Source organism: Paenibacillus intestini, assembly GCF_030803945.1.
GTDB lineage: Bacteria > Bacillota > Bacilli > Paenibacillales > Paenibacillaceae > Paenibacillus > Paenibacillus polysaccharolyticus.
The window spans coordinates 19,386-44,063 of record NZ_JAURUN010000004.1; the positions used below are offsets into that span (position 1 = coordinate 19,386).

Consider the following 24,678-nt stretch of genomic DNA (forward strand, 5'->3'; position numbering starts at 1 on the left):
CCGGCATTTCCTTTAAAAAGGCCTGAAATTCATCAGGAAAAATCCATCCTGTCCCTCTTTTGCTGGTGAAGCATGGATTCATATGAAGTTTATTGTAACAAATTTGTTACCTATTGAGTACCCGAAAGTTTTCCACCCTTGGATCATATAGATAGAGAGTGTTACGAATTCCGGAACAACAGAAGCCAAAAGGAGCGTTTGGTTATGAAAAAAATACATGTAACGGTCATCGCCCTGTTCTCCCTGCTCTTGATCGGCTCCGCGTCCTATGGATTGCTCTATATGTACGTAAACCAGCCTACTTTGCCAAAAGGGGTACAGATTAGCGGCTGGGCCATCGATGGCAAACATCGCAAAGAGGTACTGGCAGAACTGCACACTCGCATTCAACAATTACAGGACTGGCCTGTCACACTGGAAGTGGCTGAACCAAACCCGATAACGATGTCACATACTGCCGCCGAACTAGGAGTGAGTTACAGTGCAGACAGCTTCAAGGCCGCAGTACAACAGCTGGATGAGGGGAACCTGTGGGAACGCGCGTATGCACGGTATCAATTTCCCCAGACCTTCTCTTTGGATATGAACTACAATGAACAAACCTTTCAACAATTGCTTAGCCCTGCCTGGGAAAAAGAAACCTTCGGTACGCCGACCGAAGCCGTCCGCCGCATCACCGCAAATGATCAAGTGCAGTACATTCCGGAGAAAAGCGTGCGCCGGATTGATTGGAAAACACTTAGCACCCTCATGCAGACCAGGTTGCACAGGGAGCTGAGCGATGTGATGGATGGAGTAAAACCAGAACCCATCCGCATTCTTTTACCTCTATACACCTTGAAACCAGAGGTAACGATCGATTCACTAAAGCAGGAAGGCATCGAGCGAAAAATCATTCAATTTTCCACAGGGCTGGGAAACAGCAGCCAAGGTCGGATACATAACGTCAGCGCGGCGGCTCAGGCCATCAACGGGATGATTTTGCCGCCTGAAGGTGTGTTCGACTATGAAAAGGTGATTCGCAAAGCGGAGAAGGAATATGGTTTTCGGGAAGCACCAGTCATCGTGAATGGCAGGCTGATGCCCGGAATTGGCGGAGGAATCTGTCAGGTATCCAGCACCGTATATAATGCCGCTCTGCTAACGGGCCTGGATATTGTGGAACGGCGTAATCACTCGTTGCCCGTTAAATATATACCGAAAGGGTTAGATGCCACCTTTGCCTCGGGCGCCATTAACTTTCGTTTTCGAAACAGCACCGAGAAATCCCTGTTGATCCATGCCAAGGTGCAAGGCGGGCGCATGGTGGTGAAGTTTTTCGGCACATTCCCCGAGAACGTCAGTTATGCGCTGGAGTCTCGTACGATTGAAACGCTCAGTGCACCTGTAAAGTATGTATCCAGTAACGTGCTACCTGACGGTGCCCAGCAAGTGCTTCAGAATGGACAGCCCGGGTACATCGTTGAGACGGTACGCACGAAGCGAGTTGATGGCAAAGTCGTTGAAACCAAAACAATCTCACGCGATACCTACAAAGCACAGAGCCGTCTGATTGCCCGCTCAGGTCATATTAGCATGCCTGATCCACAGCAACCTTCCGTGGTGGAGGATGGCATTCGTGAGGGGAATCAGCCTTAAATTCAGGTGGAAATATAAGTTAAACGGGGAAGCTTTACACTGGACACTTCGCTGACAGAATAACCTTCCGATCGCTGTTATCCCCGGATTTTTTGGATTCCCTTTTCCAAAGGGGAAAATCCAGGGATAAAGGCGAGCGCTTCGCTTCTTCAGGTTTTTTCTGTCCTCTCCGTTATTGTGTAAATGAAAGTTCAACTTATTTTAGTTTAAAGTAAATGTAAGCCTTAAAAACAACTAACGAATGATCCTTAAAAAGTAAAAATGCACCTGTCTCATACCCTTGTACGGGATATGAGACAGGTGCACTAGATTTACGGATTTGTAAAATCCGTTTATTGCATAACCTTTTGTTTCCTTAGCTTAAAGCTTGCAAAACGTTATAACTCAAGCTCACCGGATCTATGCTTCAAATACACGGTCGATGATGGCTTAACTTCGTTCTCATCTGCTTTAGTGCCCACCTGTATACTCGTGTTGCTCTTCTCCAACAACCATTTTCTCTTTCCCCATGAAGAAGGACGCGATAAGTGCAAGAGCTGCCGGAATAACCGCCCAGGCAAACAGCTGTACAATGGAAGAGGATAACGCATGTGTGATGGACTCCAGCACCTGTGAGGGAATCCCTTGACGCAGCTCTGGTGATAACAGTGCATGCGGATCTGTCAGATCCATCCCGGCAGGCAGACCACCTGCAGGCGCCCCAGCCGTTGCACCAGCTTCTCCAGCGGCACCAGCCATGCTGTCTGTCATTTTGCGCGTAAACACTTGACTCTGTACAATGCCAAAGATCGTGATGCCCATCGTCATGCCCAAGGAACGCAGAAAGTTCAGCGTTGAACTGGCGGCACCGCGTCTTTGCGGTTCGAAGGCATTCATAGCTGCATTGCTAAGTACGGAGAAGGATGCACCGACACCAAGGCCAATCAAGACCATGTATACCCGAATTGTCCATAGGGATGAACCTTCATTCAATGTCGTGAGCAACCCCAGACCCACTACAAGCAATGCCAGCGTTGGAATCATAATATTGCGGTATTTCGTTTTGGTCATGAGCACACCGCCCATAGAAGCCGTCACGACGGAACCCAGCATCATAGGCAGAAGGACAAGACCCGAGTTGGTTGCTTTACCACCGAGTACGCCCTGGATGAAAATCGGGATATATACCGATGCCGTAATAAACGCAGCGCCACTGAACATGGCAATGACGTTACTTGACCAGTACACCCGCTTGCGGAACATACCGAATGAAATAATTGGCTCTTTGGCCTTCGTTTCTGCATACAAGAAAATCAACGCCAGCACGATAAATCCGGCAAACAGCCCCAAGATCTGTGCAGAGTCCCAAGCAAACGTCTTGCCACCCAGCTCCAGCGCAAAGATCAGGCAAACCACAGCACCGATAAGTGTAATGGCACCCAGCCAGTCAATCTGCTGTGACTGATGCTGGTGAGATTCCTTATAGAAAAATGCGATAAACAGAAATGCAATCAAACCGAGCGGCAGATTGATGTAAAACACCCATTCCCATGTGGCATACTCTGTAATGTACGCACCTAGCAGCGGCCCGAATACACTCGAAAGACCGAACACTGCTCCAAACAGACCACCCAGCTTGCCCCGCGATTCAGGCGCAACGACGTCGAACATAATCGTGAACGCAATCGGCACCAGTGCTCCTGCACCAATCCCTTGAATTGCTCTGTACATCGTCAGTTCCACGATGGATGTCGCAGTTCCACACAAAGCGGAGCCAAGCATAAATACGATGATCCCGAAGACAAAAAACTTTTTACGTCCATACATATCCGACAGTTTACCGAAAATCGGCATACCTGCCATCTCAGCCACCATGTAGGCAGAAGTTACCCAGACGAACTTGTCGAGCCCGCCGAGCTTGCCCACAATATCCCCCATGGCCGTAGCCACAATGGTATTATCCATAGAGGCCATTAAGATGCTGAGCAGCAAACCTGCCAGCACAAATCCAATTTTATTGTTACGCGCAGCCATTGTTGTTAATCTCTCCATTCCCGTTCTATTCATATGACTGCATTAGTATATCCGAAAAGAAGTAACAAGCAATCAGTCCAAGGACCGATTGCTTTATGGCAAAACCTTCTACCTTGGGGATAACCATAAGTTCTACTTTTATAAGATTATACGAGCCGTCTCTTGCATCTTGCCTCTTGGCTAAATTCGCTCGCTGTTGCCAACCTTCGCTTCCGGATCAACGGATAGTTCGCCAGAGTACTCCACAAACCGGATATTACAGCCGCGCCCAATATGGACTCGACTCCCTCGAACCGTATCCGCTTCGGTATCTTCCAGTACAATCTCATCGCCCTCGATCAATTGAGCCCTGAAGGATGGCGCACCGCCCAATCCGAGTGCTTTCCATAATCCGCTGCGTTCCTTGCGCCGAATGTCGATACGCTCACCGCCTACTTCTCTTGCTGAAGAGGACGTGTATAAACGAATCTCCACACTGTCTGCATTAAGAAGTCCGCCGACCTTAATATTGCCCTGAACGTTGATCACTTCACCCTGCACATCTCCATCAATCGTCGCCATACCACCGATATCAATACGCTCACTGTCCACTCTACCGCGCACATTACACTTTCCGTTCACAGTAAACTCAGGCGTAGATAAGTCTCCATTAATCGTGGTCATGCCATCCACACGTACCCGATTGCTGACCAATGGACCATTAATGGTACACATTCCGTTAACCATCGTACTCTCGGCACGCGCTGCACCATGAACTCCCAATGTTCCATTGACATCTAGAGATTGGGTCCGCAGTTCTCCCTCCACTTTGGCCATTCCGTTGATCGTTGTGCTCTCGGAGACGAGGGAACCGTAGATTTTCAGCGTCCCGTTAACGCTTAGGGAGGAACAATCCAGATCACCATCCAGTTTAGCCATACCGTCAATATTTACTCGGTGATAAGAACCGCCTGTTGTTTTGCGAGAGCCTGTGACATTCAAATCATTTCTTAAGTGACGTTCTTCCATTCGTAAAATCCCCCTCAGCCCAATTTAAGTTTTAATTCTTCCATGAACGTTGCAAGCGGAATGCGAAGTACCACTTTTACCCCTTGATCAAAATAAAGTTCAGCTCCCGAGTTCACCACCATAAAGGCAGGTACGCCCATCTTGCGAATAAGCAGCAATTCACTAGCACGGTCACGGAACCGGTAATAGTGTTCAGACATTACATCAATAAGGAGTAACCCCTCCTGTTGAGTGATATCCCCGCTGAGAAGCAGCTTTTCAAGCACATAAAGCATCATAATCTGTTCGAGACCATATAATGACTGCTGGCGACCAGCCTCGTTTAACAGATCAAGCGAAGCTAACGAAACAATGTTTCGATCCAGCAGTTGTTGGTCTGACATCTCCACCTCACCAAGTGTTGGCGAGAACACATCTGCCAGTTCATCCAGCGACAACCCGTCTTTCATATGAACAATCTTGTCGATCCGCTGTAAAATCTGCTGTTTAGGAAAAAATGTTTCCTGTCCCGTAAAAGAAGACTTTCGAATAAACCACTCCTCAGGAATGAGGTTTTTTCGTTTCCAACGATATAATTGACCGTATGAAATGCCTGTCAGGTCAAGTAGCTCTTTTTTGGAGATCAAATCATCCGTCAAATTCAGGACCCCCTTTTCATTAAAGTCAGTGTAACAAAACATTGTTACGTTGTAAAGATACGAGGGTCATATGTAATGAAATAATCTATTCTTTGTTTATTTATTTCTTTGTTTTGTCCAGAAAATGGATTATACAAAGATTATTTACGCAGATATCGAATACGTTTTATATCCCGTCATTGCGTTTACTTTATTTTGAGTATAACCTTGAATAGTAGCTGATATTATTCAGCTTTCGTACCTTTTCCATTGCATAGAAACATCCTTTTAAACTTCCATATATGAAAGGGGTTACTTTTTGGTATGGCACTCATTAAATGTGATTTCTACTCGGATGCCCTCGGATTAAGTACAAGCATGCATGTGATTCTGCCACAGCAGACCCACAATCAGATCGGAATGGAAAACGTCACTGGTTCTGTTCTACACCCAACCCTGTATTTGCTTCACGGGATGTCCGATGACGATTCCATCTGGCTACGCCGCACTTCGATTGAACGTTATGTCGCTTCACTCGGAATTGCGGTCGTTATGCCTCAGGTTCATCGCAGCTTCTACACGGACATGGCAGAGGGAGGACAATACTGGACATTCATTAGTGAGGAATTGCCTAAACTTGCGCGCTCCTTCTTCCCGCTGTCACCGAAACGCGAAGATAATTTCGTTGCTGGCCTATCCATGGGCGGATACGGTGCCTTCAAGCTGGCTCTGCGAAAACCGGATCAGTACGCTGCGGCGGCAAGCCTTTCGGGTGCTCTTGACATGGCCGCTCATTTGAGCAACGACGCCCCATCCGCTTTACGGCAGGCCGAACTGTTACGTATCTTCGGGCCTCAATTTGCAGGCTCAGAGAACGATTTAATCCATTTGCTCCAGGAGAGTAAACATAACCCGGCTCCACGGCCACTCCTCTATCAATGCTGTGGTACAGAGGATTTTCTGTATGAAGATAATCAGACATTCCGTAAAGCCTGCGCCGAGACAGACTTCAAGTTAACTTATGAGGAAGAACCCGGGGAACATGAATGGGGTTACTGGGACCTGAAAATTCAGAATGTGTTGAAGTGGTTACCGCTGTCTAAAAGAGACTGAGGCACATAAGAGAGGCCTCCCTCTCCTGTATTAATTGCCAACTAAAAAAGCAGGCTTAAAGTGGACTGTGCCTCCTCGGTTACTATAACTAACCTGGGGGTACAGTTTATCTCAGCCTGCTTGTAATCATATTTGGTCACTCTCTCAATACGCCGCTTTTCCTTCTTCTGGTAGCAACGCTTTGATCCGAAAGGCCATCCGAAGACGCAATGTCTCCTCAGGGTCTTTCAGGCTACGACCAATAATCTCTTCGCATTTTTCCAGTCGATAAATTACAGTATTCCGGTGAATATAAAGCCGCTTTGCCGTTTCGGCAAGATGACAATGCGTTTCCAGATATACAGACAATGTATGAAGCAACATATGGTGATCCTTAAGTGTCTCATCTTCGAATCCTTGCATCGTATCCACATAAAATTTTCTCAGATGATCATGGGGGATCAAACGCAAAATTTCAGATACTTCCTTCGGCTGATACATTTCGATAAAGCGTATTTTTCCCGATATACTCCCGAAATAGAGAGCTTCATTCGCCTCTTTAAAAGATAAAGGAATCTGGCTAAGTGGCTGGGCATAACTGCTAAGACCAAATGACAGCTCCGATTCGTAATACATGGCAATTTTACGTTGCAGACGTTCCAGTAGCTCGATAAAGGAAGGTTTGACCATCTCCCACTCTTCAACCAGCGGCATGAGTAGCACATAGGATCGGTCATGGGTGAACAAATATATAGGATGGCGGAAGTGTGCTAACTCCCCTTGAAGATGTTCAGCAATCTGATCCTGTTCTGCCTTGTATTGCATGAATGACGTCGCTCGATCCTTGCTATTCAGCTTGCCGACCACACAAAGGTATCGTTGATCACTGGACAGTCCGAACTCCCTTGCCCGGTTTGCAATCTCCTCGTTGCTCGAGAAGACCCCTCCAATAAAGTTAGTAAAAAACTCATTCTGGATCCGGCGCCGATTCTGCTTCAATGCATTATCCTTCATTAATTCAAACGCAATCACATTCGTTGCCTGTTCAATGGTCAGAATGCTTGAACGTTCAGCAGGTGATATGAAACCGGTAATACACAGGAAATGCACTTGTCTATGGGTGTATACGGGAAATAATGTTAACGTTTCACGTTCCTCACCTAACAAGGAAAATGCGGAGAACACGGAAGGCGCAACATGAATTTGACCGCCGCCAGATAATAACATCTCCAGTTGCGCAGCCGTTTTAGCAGGAACTCGGCCGAAGATTGGCTGCAGATACGGCCCGAGCAAATATACAGGAAATCGCAGCAAAGCAGATAATTGATCAAGCAACTTAGGTATACCTTGACCGCTCATAATTTGTTGGGTGAACTGGCGATGGGTCTGTATGGCATTATGCAACTCCGTTGTTCGCACATCGAGGATATGGCTCAGCGATTTGTTGACAATATCACCTAGCGAAGGATCAACAGGCAGTTCCACCAGAGGCAGATCCAACTCGTTTGCCAGCTGAACTGCGGATTCAGGAATGTTGCCGAGAAATCTTTTGCTTTTGATACCCAGTCCTGCACATTCCTGTTGCCCCATCTCACGAATCAGTTCAAGCAGAGCCGGCAGGTCATCCTTGAAGTGAAAAGCCGTCGTAATCAGTAACTCATTTCTTTTCAAGTACGGAATAATATCAGGAGCATCCATCATATTGACGGTATGAACCTCCCGATTCAAACCACCGCTTCCCCCTACCACGATTGTGCCGTTGAATACACCCAGCTTCAGCAGGTCACTCATTTTCATCCTTCTCCACCCCTATGGTTAACATGCACAACGAATTCAGCTATTCTTCTACATTTTCGTGAATGCTTTTTAATTTTTTTTATTTTACGATGAATTAAACGCAATGCCAAGTTAATTAATCTAACATCGGTCGGAAAGCTAGCGTTGCCGGAATGGGGGATACTGCACTTGATGATTGAACAACCAAAACCATCTGCCTTGTCTAAGCAGATCGAAGAGATGGTCGAATGGCTGGCTTCGTACGGAAAAGACAACAGCGGCGGTGTAACCCGTTTGCTCTATGACCCGGCTTGGAGCGCAGCTCAGAAGGCGATTCAAGCTAAAATAGAACAACTTGGTTTATCCGCACGCTATGACGATGTCGGCAATTTGTTTGGTCGGCTCTCTGGACGTGATCCTGAAGCAAACGTAGTGTTAACCGGGTCTCATGTCGACACCGTGATTGGCGGTGGCAAATATGACGGAGCCTATGGGATCATTGCAGCACTCATTGCTGTGGAACATTTGCTCACACATTATGGTCAGCCACTCAAACCTATTGAAGTGGTATCGTTGTGTGAAGAAGAAGGCAGTCGTTTCCCAATGACTTATTGGGGCTCAGGCAACATAACGGGAGTAAAAGAGCGCGAGGCCATCCACCACATCAACGATGTAAACGGAATCCCCTTCGAACAGGCCATGCACGAGGCAGGATTCGGACTCGGACTTCATGCGCAGCCAACACGCAAAGACCTGGAATGTTTTATTGAACTGCACATCGAACAAGGCCAGGTGCTTGAACGCGAAGAGAAATCAATCGGCATCGTCAGTCACATCGTGGGGCAACGCCGTTATAACATTACGGTATACGGTGAGAGCAACCATGCCGGGACAACACCTATGCAGTGGCGTCGTGATGCGATGTTTACTTCAGCCGAGTTGATCCGAATATTGATGCATCGGGCCAAAGCCCATGAGTCTGGACTTGTCGCCACCGTTGGACGCATGGAAGTTAAACCGAATGTAGGTAATGTCATTGCACGCGAGGTCACCTTTAGCCTGGATGTTCGTCACAGTGATGCCAAGATCATTGAGCAATTTTGTGAGGCATGCTTCAGTGACTTCGAGACCGTCGCCTCTGAACATGGAACAACGGTCGCTTGCCATAAGTGGATGGATGAACCTCCCGTTGCGATGGATTGCACGTTAAACCAAACGGCTGAGGACATTTTAAAAAGCGAAGGTATTTCATACAAAAGAATGACAAGTGGCGCAGGACATGACTCACAGATTTTCGGCACGTATTGTGCAACAGGATTATTATTCGTTCCAAGCCAGGGCGGCATTAGCCACTCCCCTGCTGAATTCACCCATACGGAAGATTTGCAGCGCGGAGTTCGCCTGTTAATCGACCTGTTATATAAGCTGGCATATTGAATGAACAACTAGAACCAGGAGGCGATGACGAGATGACACAGTACCGGGAAATTCATGCACCTTTGAGAACCATTATGACCCCAGGACCAGTCGAGGTTGACCCGAGAGTTTTAAGAGCCATGGCAACACCCATTCTGGGCCAATTCGATCCGGAATTCACCCGAATGATGAACGAAACGATGGACATGTTGCGGCAGACATTCCAAACGACGAACCAGTGGGCCTTTCCGGTTGATGGCACTTCACGTTCCGGTCTGGAAGCCGTGCTGTGCAGCCTGATCGAGCCAGGGGACAAAGTGCTTGTTCCTATCTTCGGACGCTTCGGACATCTGCTGACTGAAATTGCCGAACGTCACGGCGCAGAACTCCATCTCATGGAATGCCCATGGGGAAAAGTATTCGACCAACAAGCAGTAATCGATGAGGTAAAACGAGTTCAGCCGAAAATTTTAGCCATCGTACATGGCGAGACTTCAACAGGTTGCATGCAGCCACTGGACCAGATCGGTCCAGCTTGCCGAGAACGTGGTGTATTAACGGTCGTTGATGCTGTTGCTTCCATTGGCGGCGCCCCAGTCAAAGTAGATGAATGGCAACTCGATGCCGTGATTGGCGGCACCCAAAAGTGCATATCCGTCCCTTCTGGCATGGCTCCTGTAACTTACAATGAGCGGGTAGAACGCATTCTGGCAAGTCGGAAAAAGGTAGAACGTGGTGTTGCACTTGAGAGTGATCGCCGGGATGTCGCACATCCAATCCGCAGTAATTACTTTGATCTGAGCCAGTTGCAAGATTACTGGGGGCCACGACGGCTGAATCATCATACAGAGGCAACATCCATGCTGTACGCACTGCGTGAAGGCTTGCGCATTCTGCTGGAAGAAGGGCTTGAAACACGCTTCGAACGTCATCGATTACATGAAAAAGCACTGATGGCAGGTATCCGCGGCATGGGTCTGGAGCTGTTCAACGATAAAGCATGGAAGCTTCCAGTCGTCACCTGTGTAAAAATTCCTACAGGGATAGATGGCGAGTCTGTACGAACTACACTTCTGACCCAGTTTGGTATTGAAATCGCTAGCTCATTCGGACCGTTGCATGGGCAGATCTGGAGAATCGGCACCATGGGTTACAGTTGTCGGAAAGAAAACGTACTATTCGTCCTATCCGCACTGGAAGCTGTGTTAATCCGGCATAAAGCTCCGATTGTGATCGGACGCGGGGTGCAAGAGGCCCTTGACGTTTACGAGCAAGCAGAATAAAGCGCCGAGGGATTTAAACATCGCATAGGAGCACTGTTATTGGTCAATTAGAATCAAGGCTATTTATTAATATTGAAAGGATTCCGGGAACTGCCGGAATCCTTTTGTACAATTCAGACTTCGTTAAAATACATCAACTGCATCATGGATTGCCTGAATGCACAAGAAACATTTTCAACGAAGATCCACACGGAAGGTGACACATGCTTAAAATCAACTGGCTCCGCTCCGGTCTGGGCGGGCTGCAATGGCTGTTTTTCTTATTTACCAATACAGTAGTTATACCTATTACAGTTGGGGCGGCATTTGCATTGCCACAGGAACGAATTCAATTTCTGATCCAGTGTTCATTCATCCTCACCGGAATCACATGTGCTGTACAAGCATGGCTTGGACATCAAAGATCCGTCATGGAAGGACAGTCGGGGTTATGGTGGGGTGTCATCCTGAGCCTTAGCGCATCCGCCCCCTCCCTTGGTATATCCTTGACGGAACTCGGGGGTAGTCTCGCCGTCGGCATTCTGATCTCGGGTGTGATCACAATCCTGATTGGCTTATGCGGTCTGGCTACGCCTTTATCGAAATTATTTACGCCAGGAGTCATGGCTGTATTTATGTTCTTACTTGGTTGCCGACTGAATATCATTTTTCTCGAAGGTATGCTTGGTATCTCATCAGGTTCTTCCGACAAGGCGAACGTCATCCAACCTGCCATCTTCCTACTAGCCGCAGCAGTGGCTGTTTTGGTTGCTGTCTTATCCATAAAAGCACGGCCAGCCATAGCGCAGTATGCTTTGCTGATTGGTATTTTGGGCGGCTGGGCATTACATGTATTTATCTTCGGCAGCTCTGGGGGAACATCCAATTCAGGAACACTCGATGCAGTCTGGTTCCCGCTTGGGGAACCTGCGGGTGGATTGAACACTGGCGTAATCGCGATCGCCGTGATTGCCGGTTTAATCAACACTTCAAACACATTTGGTGCCCTGAAAGGTACGGATGCTATCTATGAGCACGAAGCGGCCAGCAGCCAGTATAAACGTTCTTTTACAATCAGTGGCATCCTCGCAGTGATATCAGGTGTGCTCGGACTCGTTCCATACGCTCCATATGTTAGTTCTGTCGGCTTTCTCCAACAAACCCGTATGCGAGAAAGACTTCCATTTGTTATTGGGGGTCTGATGTTTGCAGCTATCGGCCTGATTCCAGCCGTCACCGGTTTACTGACACAACTTCCGCTCAGTATCGGAAGCGCTATACTATTCGTGACATACCTTCGCCTGTTAGGTTCTTCACTCCAGTATTTCGGACAGCTTCATATGGATGCGGCAAACCTCTACCGGACGGCTGCGCCATTATTCATAGGTATTATCGTTATGGGATTACCGTCGGAAATTTTTACAACATTACCCCCACTGCTACGTCCACTGCTCGGAAACGGGCTTTTGGTAGGTATTTTACTGGCTTTGTTATTGAACCAAGTCCACTCCCGCTCCTCCCTGAGTGCACTAAGCCCTAGTATAAGAACGAAAGGGGAATAACTAATGAAACATTCAAATCAGGAACAGACAGAAACATCTGCAATGAAAACGGGTCCAAAAAAAACAACCGATGCGCTCCAGCCTAATCACTGGGGGGCATACGTTAATGCAGACATCAGACTTCCAGCTAATCAAGCCGGCTCACTAAGTGGACTAACCTTTGCAGTCAAAGATGTTTTCAATATTCAGGGAGAAATAAGCGGAGCAGGCAATCCGGATTGGCTTCGCACACATGATCCTGCAACCTCTACTGCCCCTGCATTGCTTACCCTGCTGGAGAATGGCGCAATTCTCGAAGGCACAACACAGACGGACGAACTGATGTACAGTCTGAATGGGGAAAATGCTCACTACGGTACACCAACCAATCCCCTCGCTTCGGATCGGATTCCAGGCGGTTCATCGAGTGGGTCTGCCGTTGCAGCAGCGGCAGGACTGGCCGATTTCGCCATCGGAACGGATACGGGTGGGTCCGTACGTATCCCCTCTTCGTATTGCGGACTATACGGCTTCCGCCCAACGCATGGAGCTGTATCGACAGAGGGGGTCATTCCTCTTGCACATAGCTTTGATACAGTTGGCTGGATGAGTCAGGATGTAACTATTTTACGCAACGTAGGCAACGCGCTACTGAAAGAAAAACTTCTTCTAAAAGACAACGGTTCGGATTCTACATCTGAAATAGATACGAAGCCGTTCACTCAGTTCTTCATAGCGACAGAAGCATGGGAGCTGCCAGAAGCTGAAGATTGTTCGCTTTTGCTCTCAACATTACACGGAATTGAGGGATGGCAGCCGGAAGGTTATCAATGCATTAATCTAACCGAACCCGCCGAGAGCTTGGCAGACTGGTCAGCGGCGTTCCGTGTTCTTCAAGGGCTGGAAATTGCGAACGAACACAACGACTGGCTTACAAAAGAACGCCCGACATTTGGCCCAGGAATCGCAGAACGTTTTGAGTGGGCTTGCTCCCTTGAAAAGTCTGCTAGCGAGGCCGAAGTGAAGTTGCGCGCTCGCGTACGGCGTAACCTCGTTGACTTGTTAGGAGAAGAAGGTCTGCTGGCTATTCCAACCGCACCGGGCCCGGCTCCCCTTCTGGGATTGAAAGGTCCTGAAGCAGAAGCCTACCGCGCCAAAACGATGCAACTCTCCTGTATTGCAGGGCTTTCGGGGCTACCCCAGGTTACGGTTCCTGTTCTCCGTCCCGATGGACTGCCCATAGGGTTATCTTTTATCGGTGGTACGAACACTGATCCTAGGCTATTGCATTGGACAGCAAAACAGTTTGCGGAAGAGGTGTGCCGATGAAACTTGTAACGATTGAAGATAAAGGGCGGGAGCAAGTTGCTTTTTGGACGGATCGAGGCATTACTCCACTGGCTTGGCTGAACGAGCAATTCGGCACGAGCTGGGATACAGATCTGTTTACTTTGCTGCAAAAAAATCAATTCAACGCACTACGTAACTGGTACCGCAATGAACACGGGCAACTTGCTTCACTGGCTCCTCTGCCCGCCAGTGACGTATCCTATCGCGCACTGTATCGCCGTCCAGGGAAAATTATTGGTGTAGGCATGAACTACTGGGACAAAGCCATCGAACTATCTGGACGCCCACCCGAAGATGAACCTGTTATTTTTCTCAAACCTGACTCATCCCTGATCGGCTCGGGGGAAATGATCCGTCTGCCGGTTGGAGCGGGACAGATCACCGCTGAGGCAGAACTCGCAATTGTCATCAGACAAACATGCAAAGGCATTGGTGAAGAGCAGGCAATGGACGTTATAGCAGGTTACACGACCTCACTTGATATGACCGCCAAGGATATTCATGCCCGCAACCCCCGGTTTATGCAGCGTGCCAAAAGTTTTGACACGTTCCTAAGCCTTGGCTCTTCTCTCTCAACGCCTGAAGAATACGAAAATCTGAACGAACTTGAGATTCAAACGGTGCACAATGGTCATGTTGCCCACAGCAATACCGTTAATCATATGATCTTTTCTCCTGCGTACCTGATTTCTTTTCTGTCGAACGTGATGACACTTCATCCGGGAGATGTCATCTTAACAGGCACCCCGGGATCAGTCACCATTCAACCAGGCGATGTGGTTAGCTGTCAGATTGATGGACTTCGGAAACTAGATAATAAGGTAGAGAGCGAAACCCGAACATTGTAAGATGTTTTGAACACAAAAATGCGTTTTTTACACCATTTTATCCTAACTTCACATAACACGTCATATTTTTTCATACAAATTCAACAGAAATTACGAGAACAATCTACGTTTTTGTCAATGAATTGTACAAACAAGATGATAAAATAAGAGATACAAAGAACAAGTAAGGATACATAACATTATTAAGTTATTTTATCTTACATGTTTAATATCATCTGTGGTGTGCAGACAGGAATGGATGGAACGACTCGTTAATTCAGAGATCAACCAGCCTTGCGGCACCCCATATCAAAGAGGAGTGGGGCAGATATGTCAACGAATTTGGCAGGACAAGTACTGAAACAGACGCAGCTACACGAAGAAATCAGCATCGACGACTCCTTAAAACCGAAACAGGAGAGCGAGAGAACAATCGGATCAGTACCCTACATGTTCATGTGGATCGGGGATGGCGTGAACCTCGGTAACATGACCCTCGGAGCGAGCCTCATTGTTGCTGGTGTCGCCACGCTCAATGTGTTTCAGACATTTGTAGCTGCGATGATTGCCATTGGTATTATTTCCGTGATCTTTGCGATCAATGACCGGTTTGGTTATCGAACAGGCATCCCCTATGTTGTTCAACTGCGAATGTCCTTTGGCATCAAAGGATCGATCATCTCCTCCTTTTTACGTGGTGTGCCCGCCATCGTGTGGTACGGCTTCCAGAGCTGGGTCGGAGCAACGGCTTTGAATGAAATTGTCAAAGTATTAAGCGGTGGCAGCTTAGACAGTATTCCTGTTTGTTTTATCTTGCTACAGGCCGTTCAGATTGTCCTGTCACTTTATGGCTTTCACGCAATCAAGTGGGTTGAAACTCTCGCTTCCGTCGTTATTATGCTTGCACTCGTCTATGTATTCACCTTATTACTTAACTCCCACAGCACAGCCATTACCGAAAATTGGGTGAATGCCAAAGGGACATGGGGACTTCCATTCTTTGCTTTCATCATGGTATTCCTTGGCAACTACGCAGCCATCTTCCTAAGCGCAGGTGATTATTCTCGTGAGCTGAAGAGCGGCATGAGTGACAAAAAGCGTAGTATGCTCTACTTCTTCCCGATCGTTATCGCTTATGGATTCGTTCTGACGATCGGTGCAATGATGGCCGCAGCAACAGGCATCTCTAATCCAGTCAAGGCCTTTGCTGTTATTGTGGACAACCCATACATCACCGTATTTGTCTCAGCCTTCATCGTTATTGGTGCAGTAGCCGTTAATATGGTCGCTAACATCGTACCACCCGCTTACGTCATCTCGCTTGTTACCAAGCTTAAATACAAAGCATCTGTTGTCATCACCGGCTTACTCGCCCTCTGTTCGTTCCCATGGGTACTCGTACAGGATTCCTCGGCTCAAGGTTTGAATACATTTATTCTAATCTATTCCGCATTCCTGGGCCCCATTGTAGCGATCATGCTAGTCGAATATTACATCTTGCGAAAACAAAAGGTCGATACAGCAGAGTTATATCTGGATAACGGCTCCTTCAAAGGGTATAACCCAAGCGCCTTGTTAGCTATGCTCATCGGAGCTGGAGCAGCCTTCCTGCTCGTTGACATCGGCTGGATCATCGGATTCATCACAGCAGGCCTATCCTATCTGCTACTTAGCAAATTCGCTTTTAAGGGTTCCTCATTCAAGAAAGGCACCATCTACGAGTAAACCACAGGCCTGACTTAACCATCAGCGCCATATAATGCAAACACCCAAAGAAAGAGGGATGGATATGGAACATTATGATCTGATCATACGTGGCGGAAGCGTGGTGTTGCCAGACGGCGTCGCACAAGTCGATATGGGTGTAAAGGATGGTAAGATTACGGCAATTGCCGCCACACTTGAGGGAGAAGCTACACATGAGTGGAATGCCACCGGACAGCATATTCTTCCAGGCATGATTGATGTACACGTGCATTTCAGCGAACCAGGAAGGGAGCACTGGGAAGGATTCACTACCGGATCAGCGATGATGGCCGCAGGTGGCTGCACGACCTTTTTCGATATGCCGCTAAACGGAATCCCCTCGACAGTTACGGAAGAAGCACTGCTGGAGAAAGCACGCATCGGCAATGAAAAATCACTCGTCGATTTCAGCCTCTGGGGCGGACTCGTTCCTGGCAACGAAGATGACTTGCAGCCATTAGCCGAGTCTGGTGTCATTGGGTTTAAAGCCTTTTTGTCGACCACAGGTAATAAAGAGTTCGAAGCGGTAGACGACATGACACTGCTGACGGGCATGAAAAAGATTGCAGCTCTCGGCAAAATTCTGGCTCTGCACTCGGAAAGCGCGGCAATAACGAACTGGCTGAAAGCTGAAAAGGAAGCGGCAGGACTCGTCAGCGCCGATGATTATCTGGAGACAAGGCCCATCCTCGCTGAAGTCGAAGCGGTTGAACGCGCACTCTATTACTCCGAAATTACAGGCTGCTCCCTGCATTTTGTTCATATCAGTTCCGCAGCAGCCGTGGCTAAAATTGAGGCGGCAAAAGCCCGTGGTATGAATGTCACGGTAGAAACTTGCGCACATTACCTGCTCTTTAACCACGATAGCCTGCGTGAAAAAGGGACTATCGCCAAATGTGCCCCTCCCCTGCGTGAGGCGGATGAACAACAGCGACTGATCTCCCTCCTGGCAGAAGGTAAATTCGATATGCTATCTTCCGATCATTCACCATGCCCTTACGAGATGAAAGATCCGAAAGATTATAATCTCTTTCAGGCATGGGGCGGAATCAGTGGTGGACAATTCACACTACTCTCTGCTCTGGAACTTGCATTAGCCCACAACATTCCATTAGAGCACGTCGCTGCTTGGACAGCTTCGAATCCGGCAACACGTTTTGAACTTGCAGATCGTAAGGGCAGTATCGCCATCGGAATGGATGCAGACCTTGCCATCGTAAATCTGAATGAAGCATTTACCGTGACGGAAGAGAATTATTACGCCAAGCATAAACAGAGCCTCTATATTGGGCATACTTTCCCGTCGAGTCTGGCAGGTACAATCGTCCGCGGACATATCGTTGTGCAGGATGGCAAGGTGCTACCTTCTGTAAACGAAGGTAGCTGGCTGAAGCCTTAATTTAAAGCAATAGGAAACACACAAAAGAAGCATGTCAGAGATTCGTCTCTCGAACATGCTTCTTTTTTAATCTTTTTGAGTCCTAACCTTGGATTGTAGCCTATGCCTTAACCCCGATTTTCAATCCACTGCTCGGTTGCTCCGAGCATCTTCTCACTGCGAGCAATAGCCTCTGCCACTTGACCCGACGCTGTTCCACCGTAAACATTACGAGCGTTAACTACTGCTTCAGGCTGTAACACAGCATAGATCCGATCATCGAACAGCGGTGAAAATTGTTTGAATTCATCAATCGTCAGATCAAGCAAATATTTGCCGTTCTGGATGCAGTACAATACGGTTTTACCAATCACCTCATGCGCTTGACGGAAAGGCAGACCTTCACCGACGAGGAAATCCGCAATATCCGTTGCATTGGAGAAGTCCTGGTTTACCGCTTGACGCATACGATCCTTGTTTACTTTCATCGTAGCGATCATTGGAGCAAATAACTGAAGCGCCCCTTCAAGCGTTGCTACCGTATCAAACATACCTTCTTTGTCTTCCTGCATATCCTTGTTGTAAGCCAGCGGAAGAGATTTCAGCACGGTCAGCAATCCAATCAGATTGCCGTATACACGTCCTGTTTTCCCACGAACGAGTTCGGGCACATCGGGATTTTTCTTTTGCGGCATAATGCTACTGCCTGTGCAGAACGCATCATCCAATTCTACGAAGCCAAACTCCGTACTACTCCACAGTACCAGTTCTTCGCTCAAACGGGACAAGTGAGTCATGATCAGGGAAGCGGCGGCCAGGAACTCCACGATGAAGTCACGGTCACTTACCGCATCCAGACTATTCTCATATACTCCATCAAAGCCAAGCTGCTCTGCTACAAAATGACGATCAATCGGGAACGTTGTGCCCGCAAGTGCCCCTGCACCAAGTGGCAGTACATTAATCCGTTTGTAGCTGTCCATCAGACGCTCCGCATCACGCTGGAACATGGATACATAGGCCATCAAGTGGTGTGCAAACAGAATCGGCTGTGCACGTTGTAAATGGGTATAACCCGGTACAATCGTATCCAGATTGTCTTTAGCCTGTCCGATTAGCGCCTCCTGCAGAGCATGTAACATGCCAACAAAACCTACAACACGTTCACGCAGATACAAGTGCATATCGGTTGCCACCTGGTCATTCCGGCTACGACCTGTATGCAGTTTACCGCCGACAGGGCCAATCGTTTCAATCAGATTTTTCTCAATATTCATGTGGATGTCTTCATCTGATACGGAGAATTCCACTTCACCTGCACGGATTTTATGCAAAACGGTAATCAGGCCTTCTTTGATCGTTTCCACATCTTCAGCCGGCAAAATACCGCATTTGCCCAGCATCGTCACATGGGCCAAACTGCCTTGAATATCTTCTTCCGCCAATGCTTTGTCAAAATTAATGGATGCGGTATATTCTTCAACCAGATGGTTGGTTTGCTTCGTAAAACGTCCTCCCCACAGCTTGCTCACAGTGAGTATCCCCTTTCGCTCATGGACAAAGCCGCCCCTGCCAGAATGTGCAAGAACGGCCCGCCTTGTCAGTAATTATGATGTAGCGTGAACCACACGCCGTGAATTATTTTTTGTTTTGTTCCACACCGGAATGTACTTTCAAACGCAGTGCGTTCAGGCGGATAAAGCCTGTTGCATCGCCTTGGTCATAAGCCTCCGATGGATCAGCTTCCATGGTAGCAATGTCCGGATTGTACAGGCTGACAGGGCTTTTCACGCCTGCGCCAATAACATTTCCTTTGTACAGTTTCACACGAACCGTACCGGTTACGTTCTTCTGGCTTTCCGTTACCAGAGCTTGCAATGCCAGACGTTCCGGTGCGAACCAGAACCCGTTATATACGAGTGTGCTGTAACGAGTAATCAAGCTGTCACGCAGGTTCATCACTTCACGATCCATCGTAATGGATTCCATTTTGCGATGTGCCGTGAACAGGATCGTTCCACCCGGTGTTTCGTATACGCCACGGCTCTTCATGCCGACAAAACGGTTCTCTACCATATCTACACGTCCAATACCGTGTTTGCCGCCCAGTTCATTCAGTTGCTCCATCACTTGCAGTGGGCTCAGACGCTCGCCGTTCAGGGCGACACAGTCACCTTGTTCAAACTCCAGTTCGAGGTACTCCGGTTGGTCCGGTGCATCCTCAGGTGCGCTGCTCAGCAGGAACATATCTTTGTTCTCATCCGCGCTCGGATCGAACCAAGGATCTTCAAGCACACCGCTCTCATAGCTGATATGTAGCAGGTTACGGTCCGTGGAATAAGGTTTCGCCGCAGAAGCGGTAACCGGAATGCCATGTTTCTCAGCGTAAGCGATCATTTCTGCACGTCCCGGGAACTGATTGCGGAACTCTTCCAGACGCCAAGGCGCGATCACTTGAATGTCCGGTGTCAGTGCAGCTGCGTTCAACTCAAAACGAACCTGATCATTTCCTTTACCCGTAGCGCCGTGAGCAATTGCTGTAGCGCCTTCTGCACGCGCGATATCCACCATACGTTTAGCAATAAGCGGACGCGCGATACTTGTACCGAGCAGGTATTGACCTTCATAAAGGGCACCTGCTTGGAACATGGGATAGATGAAATCTTTCGCGAATTCGTCGCGCAGATCATCGATGTATACTTTGGAAGCGCCCGTAGCGAGTGCTTTTTCTTCGAGTCCGTCGAGTTCATCCTTCTGACCGATATCCGCGGTAAACGCGATAATCTCTGCATCATACGTTTCTTTTAACCATTTCAAAATTACAGATGTGTCTAGTCCGCCGGAATAGGCGAGTACGATTTTTTCCTTAGCCATGTGATATGGTCCTCCCCAAGATCAATTACTATATTGCATCTATCATCGCCAAATTGGCGTGTAAAATCAACCCATCGCCGCAAATCGCGACTATTCGCTCATCAAAGCGGCCATCAGTGCTTTTTGTGCATGCAGACGGTTCTCTGCCTGATCAAAGATCAGCGAGTTCGGGCCGTCAATGACACCTGCGCTCACTTCTTCACCGCGGTGTGCTGGCAAGCAGTGCAGGAACATGTAGTCCGGCTTCGCACCTTTCATCAATTCCTCATCGACCTGATACGCCGCAAACGCCTGCTCACGAATCTTTTGCTCTTCTTCAAAGCCCATGCTCGCCCATACATCCGTATACACAATATCGGCATCTTTCACGGCTTCCTGCGCACTGTAGGTTACGACTACTTCGGAGCCACTCTCCTGTGCAATCGCACGAGCTTGCTCGACCACCGTGCTGTCCGGCTCATACCCTTCCGGTGTGGCTACTGCAACATGCATCCCCATTTTCGCTGCGCCCAGCATCAGAGAGTGTGCCATGTTGTTGCCATCGCCGACATAAGCCATTTTCAGACCCGCCAGTTTGCCTTTATGCTCCAGCACCGTTTGAAAATCCGCCAGTACCTGACATGGATGCGCTGCATCGCTCAGGCCGTTAATCACCGGAACATCGGCATGTTCTGCCAGTTCAATCACATTATGGTGTCCAAACGTACGGATCATGATGCCGTCAAGATAACGAGACAGTACCTTAGCCGTATCATGCGTCGTTTCGCCGCGTCCCAGCTGAATGTCGTTTTTGCTCAGGAAAAGCGCATGTCCACCCAACTGGAACATACCCACTTCAAAGGATACACGAGTACGTGTCGATGATTTTTCAAAAATAAGTCCGATCGTTTTGCCCTTCAGGGGCTGGAACGGTACACCGCTTTTTTGCTTGCCTTTAATCTCAATCGCGAGATCAAGCAGATAACGAATTTCTTCTGCCGTATAGTCCGTGAATTCGATGAAATCCCGGCCTCTCAAATCAATTTTCTGGACCTTGTCTGTGTGCTGTACTGCCATTATTGGTTCCTCCTCATTTCCGGTTCCCTGCACCCGCACGGGCAGAAGTTTTACATTCTTTGCTGACTTGCCCGGCTGAATTAACCCTCTCCATATCAGCTTAGGTAGAGCAAATTCCCATTCAATCTATACCGCGGATGGATCGTCAGCCTCTGCTACTTCTGCGCTTGAGCACCATGCGGCTACAGGGATTCTTTCGCTTTAATCTGCGCCGGGGGCCGTGATGGCCCCGGTCCAGTACATTATTTTATCATCAAGGGATCAAGCTTTCGCCGCTACATGCTCCTCAATCAACGTCGCCACCAGGGACACAGCCTCGTCGATTTCTTCTTTACTTACATACAGGTTAGGAAGCAAACGAATCACATTTGGCCCAGCCGAGACAAACAAAATACCACGTTTCTGTCCTGCGAGTACGATATCACCGATCGGCTCTGCGCACTCAATGCCGACCAGCAAGCCCATACCGCGCACTTCTTTCACGAATGAGTTGCCCGCCAAACGATTGCGCAAGGACGTCATCAAATAGTCGCCCATCTCGGCTGCACGCTCTGGCAAACGATCTTCCAGCATCGTCTCAATCGTCGCAATAACAACGGAGGAAGCAAGCGGTGTGCCACCAAACGTCGTTGCATGGCTACCCGGTGTAAATGCATCACGCAGGAAGCCTTTCCCCAACATTGCGCCAACAGGGAATCCACTGCCTATGCCCTTCGCAACCGTGAACACGTCCGGTTCAACACCATAATGCTCGTGAGCAAAAAGCTTGCCTGTACGTCCCATTCCTGTCTGTACTTCGTCCACGATCATGAGTAATCCGTGCTCGTCACAAAGTTTACGCACATGTTTCACAAATTCCGGCTCCACCGGATATACTCCACCCTCGGCCTGAACCATCTCCAGCATAATCGCTGCGGTCTTCGGTCCAATCGCCGCTTCAAGTGCAGGAATATCATGCAAAGGCACAGTTACAAATCCAGCTGGCAGTGGCAAAAATCCTTCTTTCACCTTATCCTGCCCGGTTGCCGTCAGTGTTGCCAATGTCCGTCCATGGAACGATTGAGCAAAGGTAATCACTTCGTACCGATCTTCACCCTTCACCTTCTGCTGATAACGACGTGCCACTTTGATCGCCGCTTCGTTCGCTTCAGCGCCGCTGTTGCAGAAAAAGACCGCGTCAGCGCAGGTGTTGGCTGTCAGCAAAGCTGCTGCCTTTTCCTGTCCTGGAATCTGGAACAAGTTAGATACGTGCCACAGCTCATCGATCTGAGCTTTCAACTTCGCTCCGACTTTCTCCGGTGCATGGCCCAGGCTCGTTACAGCAAGTCCACACATGAAATCGAGATAGCGGTTCCCCTGATCGTCCCATAACCAACTGCCTTTACCTTTGACCAAGCTAATTGGATACCGTGCATACGTTTGAAAAAGTGAGCTTTCCGTCGGTATCGTTGCACCTGTTGCTGCTACTCCTGCTACGGCTGTGCCAGAACCTGGCTGTTCGTTGCCTTTTGCCATGACCATATCACTCCTTGTCGATTTGTACACGCATAAGGTGAATCAAAAACATAACACTGGCCACTTCGATGAAAAAATAACCTTCTGATCGCATGTACCCATGGATTTTTCGATCATATTCATTGAACTAAAGACGGTTTACACCGACCACTCCGATGACAGAATAACCTTTCAATCGCTGTTATCCCCAGATTTTTTGGATTCCCTTTTCTCAAAGGGAAAATCCGGTGATAAAGGCGATCGCTTCGCTTTTTCAGGTTTTTTCTGCCCTCTCCGTTTTTTGTGTAAACAAATAGTTCAAGAATGATAAGAATGAAAATCCATCATACATGCGAACGTTTCGCTTCTTCAGGATTTTTCTATCCTCTTCGTTTTTGTGTTATGAACAGATTCACAAAAGTCGTGTACAAATTCTTTTTTTATATAAATAAAAGCCTAAAGTCTGAATTTCGTATTACATCTACTGCATTCGGATAATTCGTGTACCGATCGTCTCTCCACCAAGCACACGGCTCAGGATCTGCGGTTCGCTACCATCCACGATAATAACTTCGCGTACCTCGCCGTGGATACACGCAATTGCTGCGCGTACCTTCGGGATCATGCCACCGTAGATTTCGCCGGTTTGAATCATATCCTCGATCTCCTGAACGGATACGGATGGCAGTACTTTTTTCTCGCCACCAATCGTTTTCATAATGCCTGGTACGTCTGTCACGACGATCATTCGACTTACGCCTAGATGAGACGCTACCGCTCCCGCAGCCGTATCGGCATTAATGTTGTAACGCTGTCCGCTCGCATCAACACCCACAGGTGCAATAACAGGCATATAGCCAATGTTTACGATCCCCTGGATAATCTCTGCTTTGACGCTTGTTACATCACCAACCCAGCCAATTTCGGCATGGTTTGCTACCGGTTTCGCTTGAATGAGACCGCCATCGACACCAGATACACCCAAAGCCTGACCGCCTACACGCTGGATCAGACGTACGATCTGTTTGTTAATGCTACCTGCCAGCACCATCTCGACAACGTCCAATACAGGTTCGGTAGTCTTGCGCAAGCCATTCACAAATTCGGTTTCGATCCCAAGCTTCGCCAGATTATCAGAGATTGCCGGGCCGCCGCCATGAACGATGACCGGGCCGTTTCCCGAGGACTGCAAATCACGCAGATCTGCAAAGAAAGACTCTGGCAATGCAGCCAGCGTACTGCCTCCACATTTCATCACAAACATTTGTTTTTCCGTACCCGCTTCCGTTGCAGTACTGCCGTTTGGCATGGTTGAATTCACGGGGCAAGACTCCTTTCTTATGGGGTTATAAAGGATTAAAACCTATATAAAAGACAAAGATAAACGCTAGCCGTTCCAGATTCGGATCGTTCTTTCGATCGCCGTTGTCTCCAGGTTTTTCGATTCCCCTTTTCCAAAGGGAAAACCCGGAGACAAATGCGAACGCTACGCTTCTACAGAATCGATTCCGCCTCTTCCACTATATTCGTTTATTTTTTATATTTAAAAGTTTAATCCTTATAAACATTTTTACATCTATGATGGTACGC

Annotated in this window: 18 protein-coding genes; 9 read left to right on the forward strand and 9 right to left on the reverse strand. The window is 48.2% G+C overall.

Features of this window, described 5'->3' with window-relative positions:
- The first annotated feature begins 204 nt into the window (after positions 1–204).
- On the forward strand, positions 205–1,638 hold the full coding sequence (locus J2T16_RS13450; protein WP_221790445.1) for a VanW family protein: 1,434 nt from the start codon (positions 205–207) through the stop codon (positions 1,636–1,638).
- Between the two features lie 450 nt (positions 1,639–2,088).
- On the opposite strand, the gene J2T16_RS13455 is transcribed toward J2T16_RS13450, so the two are convergent.
- The 3 genes from J2T16_RS13455 to J2T16_RS13465 form a co-directional block, all read right to left on the reverse strand.
- Entirely contained in the window at positions 2,089–3,651 is a 1,563-nt protein-coding gene (locus tag J2T16_RS13455) for an MDR family MFS transporter (RefSeq protein ID WP_499018611.1), read from the reverse strand.
- Between the two features lie 180 nt (positions 3,652–3,831).
- Complete coding sequence (locus tag J2T16_RS13460; RefSeq protein WP_090922989.1) at positions 3,832–4,659, reverse strand: polymer-forming cytoskeletal protein; 828 nt, start codon at positions 4,657–4,659, stop codon at positions 3,832–3,834.
- Between the two features lie 14 nt (positions 4,660–4,673).
- Positions 4,674–5,297, reverse strand: coding sequence for a YhbD family protein (locus tag J2T16_RS13465; protein ID WP_090922987.1), 624 nt, complete (start codon positions 5,295–5,297; stop codon positions 4,674–4,676).
- A gap of 303 nt (positions 5,298–5,600) precedes the next feature.
- Between J2T16_RS13465 and J2T16_RS13470 the strand changes: the two genes are divergently transcribed.
- Positions 5,601–6,389: an alpha/beta hydrolase gene (locus J2T16_RS13470; protein WP_499018480.1), complete on the forward strand. Its 789-nt coding sequence runs from the start codon at positions 5,601–5,603 to the stop codon at positions 6,387–6,389.
- Positions 6,390–6,533: 144 nt separating this feature from the next.
- Here the strand turns inward: J2T16_RS13470 and J2T16_RS13475 are convergent, their stop codons facing one another.
- Positions 6,534–8,165, reverse strand: coding sequence for a PucR family transcriptional regulator (locus J2T16_RS13475; protein ID WP_499018481.1), 1,632 nt, complete (start codon positions 8,163–8,165; stop codon positions 6,534–6,536).
- 171 nt (positions 8,166–8,336) lie between these two features.
- Here J2T16_RS13475 and allC point away from each other — a divergent pair, with 171 nt between their 5' ends.
- From allC to J2T16_RS13510, 7 genes are all read left to right on the forward strand, one after another.
- Positions 8,337–9,581, forward strand: coding sequence for an allantoate deiminase (gene allC, locus J2T16_RS13480; RefSeq protein ID WP_154984793.1), 1,245 nt, complete (start codon positions 8,337–8,339; stop codon positions 9,579–9,581).
- Between the two features lie 32 nt (positions 9,582–9,613).
- Positions 9,614–10,843, forward strand: a complete 1,230-nt coding sequence (locus J2T16_RS13485; protein WP_499018483.1) for a pyridoxal-phosphate-dependent aminotransferase family protein — start codon at positions 9,614–9,616, stop codon at positions 10,841–10,843.
- Positions 10,844–11,046: 203 nt separating this feature from the next.
- A complete protein-coding gene (locus tag J2T16_RS13490) occupies positions 11,047–12,384 on the forward strand; it encodes a uracil/xanthine transporter (protein WP_499018484.1) in 1,338 nt (445 codons plus the stop codon).
- Between the two features lie 42 nt (positions 12,385–12,426).
- Complete coding sequence (locus tag J2T16_RS13495; protein WP_499018612.1) at positions 12,427–13,692, forward strand: amidase; 1,266 nt, start codon at positions 12,427–12,429, stop codon at positions 13,690–13,692.
- Complete coding sequence (locus J2T16_RS13500) at positions 13,689–14,561, forward strand: fumarylacetoacetate hydrolase family protein (RefSeq protein ID WP_499018485.1); 873 nt, start codon at positions 13,689–13,691, stop codon at positions 14,559–14,561. The genes J2T16_RS13495 and J2T16_RS13500 overlap by 4 nt, the downstream gene beginning before the upstream one ends.
- 309 nt (positions 14,562–14,870) lie before the next feature.
- The gene (locus tag J2T16_RS13505; RefSeq protein ID WP_154984715.1) at positions 14,871–16,265 is read left to right on the forward strand and encodes an NCS1 family transporter; all 1,395 of its coding nucleotides are present in this window, start codon (positions 14,871–14,873) and stop codon (positions 16,263–16,265) included.
- A 64-nt stretch (positions 16,266–16,329) separates the two neighbouring features.
- A complete protein-coding gene (locus J2T16_RS13510; protein WP_499018486.1) occupies positions 16,330–17,685 on the forward strand; it encodes an allantoinase in 1,356 nt (451 codons plus the stop codon).
- Between the two features lie 107 nt (positions 17,686–17,792).
- Here the strand turns inward: J2T16_RS13510 and argH are convergent, their stop codons facing one another.
- The 5 genes from argH to argB all read right to left on the reverse strand — a co-directional run bounded on the left by argH (position 17,793) and on the right by argB (position 24,397).
- On the reverse strand, positions 17,793–19,196 hold the full coding sequence (gene argH / locus J2T16_RS13515) for an argininosuccinate lyase (protein WP_221790459.1): 1,404 nt from the start codon (positions 19,194–19,196) through the stop codon (positions 17,793–17,795).
- Positions 19,197–19,302: 106 nt separating this feature from the next.
- Positions 19,303–20,538 (reverse strand): argininosuccinate synthase, encoded by a 1,236-nt coding sequence (locus tag J2T16_RS13520; RefSeq protein ID WP_090922968.1) that lies wholly within the window; start codon positions 20,536–20,538, stop codon positions 19,303–19,305.
- Positions 20,539–20,628: 90 nt separating this feature from the next.
- Positions 20,629–21,594 (reverse strand): ornithine carbamoyltransferase, encoded by a 966-nt coding sequence (gene argF / locus J2T16_RS13525; protein ID WP_090922966.1) that lies wholly within the window; start codon positions 21,592–21,594, stop codon positions 20,629–20,631.
- Between the two features lie 261 nt (positions 21,595–21,855).
- On the reverse strand, positions 21,856–23,109 hold the full coding sequence (locus tag J2T16_RS13530; RefSeq protein WP_336121779.1) for an aspartate aminotransferase family protein: 1,254 nt from the start codon (positions 23,107–23,109) through the stop codon (positions 21,856–21,858).
- Between the two features lie 460 nt (positions 23,110–23,569).
- On the reverse strand, positions 23,570–24,397 hold the full coding sequence (gene argB / locus J2T16_RS13535) for an acetylglutamate kinase (protein WP_499018613.1): 828 nt from the start codon (positions 24,395–24,397) through the stop codon (positions 23,570–23,572).
- Positions 24,398–24,678: the final 281 nt, after the last annotated feature.

Coding starts and splice junctions, on each gene's coding strand:
- J2T16_RS13460 (WP_090922989.1), bottom strand. CDS start 4,659: ATGGAAGAACGTCACTTAAGAAATGATTTGAATGTCACAGGCTCTCGC.
- allC (WP_154984793.1), top strand. CDS start 8,337: ATGATTGAACAACCAAAACCATCTGCCTTGTCTAAGCAGATCGAAGAG.
- J2T16_RS13455 (WP_499018611.1), bottom strand. CDS start 3,651: ATGGCTGCGCGTAACAATAAAATTGGATTTGTGCTGGCAGGTTTGCTG.
- J2T16_RS13490 (WP_499018484.1), top strand. CDS start 11,047: ATGCTTAAAATCAACTGGCTCCGCTCCGGTCTGGGCGGGCTGCAATGG.
- J2T16_RS13500 (WP_499018485.1), top strand. CDS start 13,689: ATGAAACTTGTAACGATTGAAGATAAAGGGCGGGAGCAAGTTGCTTTT.
- argB (WP_499018613.1), bottom strand. CDS start 24,397: ATGCCAAACGGCAGTACTGCAACGGAAGCGGGTACGGAAAAACAAATG.
- J2T16_RS13530 (WP_336121779.1), bottom strand. CDS start 23,109: ATGGCAAAAGGCAACGAACAGCCAGGTTCTGGCACAGCCGTAGCAGGA.
- J2T16_RS13475 (WP_499018481.1), bottom strand. CDS start 8,165: ATGAAAATGAGTGACCTGCTGAAGCTGGGTGTATTCAACGGCACAATC.
- J2T16_RS13495 (WP_499018612.1), top strand. CDS start 12,427: ATGAAAACGGGTCCAAAAAAAACAACCGATGCGCTCCAGCCTAATCAC.
- J2T16_RS13470 (WP_499018480.1), top strand. CDS start 5,601: ATGGCACTCATTAAATGTGATTTCTACTCGGATGCCCTCGGATTAAGT.
- J2T16_RS13450 (WP_221790445.1), top strand. CDS start 205: ATGAAAAAAATACATGTAACGGTCATCGCCCTGTTCTCCCTGCTCTTG.
- argF (WP_090922966.1), bottom strand. CDS start 21,594: ATGGCAGTACAGCACACAGACAAGGTCCAGAAAATTGATTTGAGAGGC.
- J2T16_RS13520 (WP_090922968.1), bottom strand. CDS start 20,538: ATGGCTAAGGAAAAAATCGTACTCGCCTATTCCGGCGGACTAGACACA.
- J2T16_RS13505 (WP_154984715.1), top strand. CDS start 14,871: ATGTCAACGAATTTGGCAGGACAAGTACTGAAACAGACGCAGCTACAC.
- J2T16_RS13510 (WP_499018486.1), top strand. CDS start 16,330: ATGGAACATTATGATCTGATCATACGTGGCGGAAGCGTGGTGTTGCCA.
- J2T16_RS13485 (WP_499018483.1), top strand. CDS start 9,614: ATGACACAGTACCGGGAAATTCATGCACCTTTGAGAACCATTATGACC.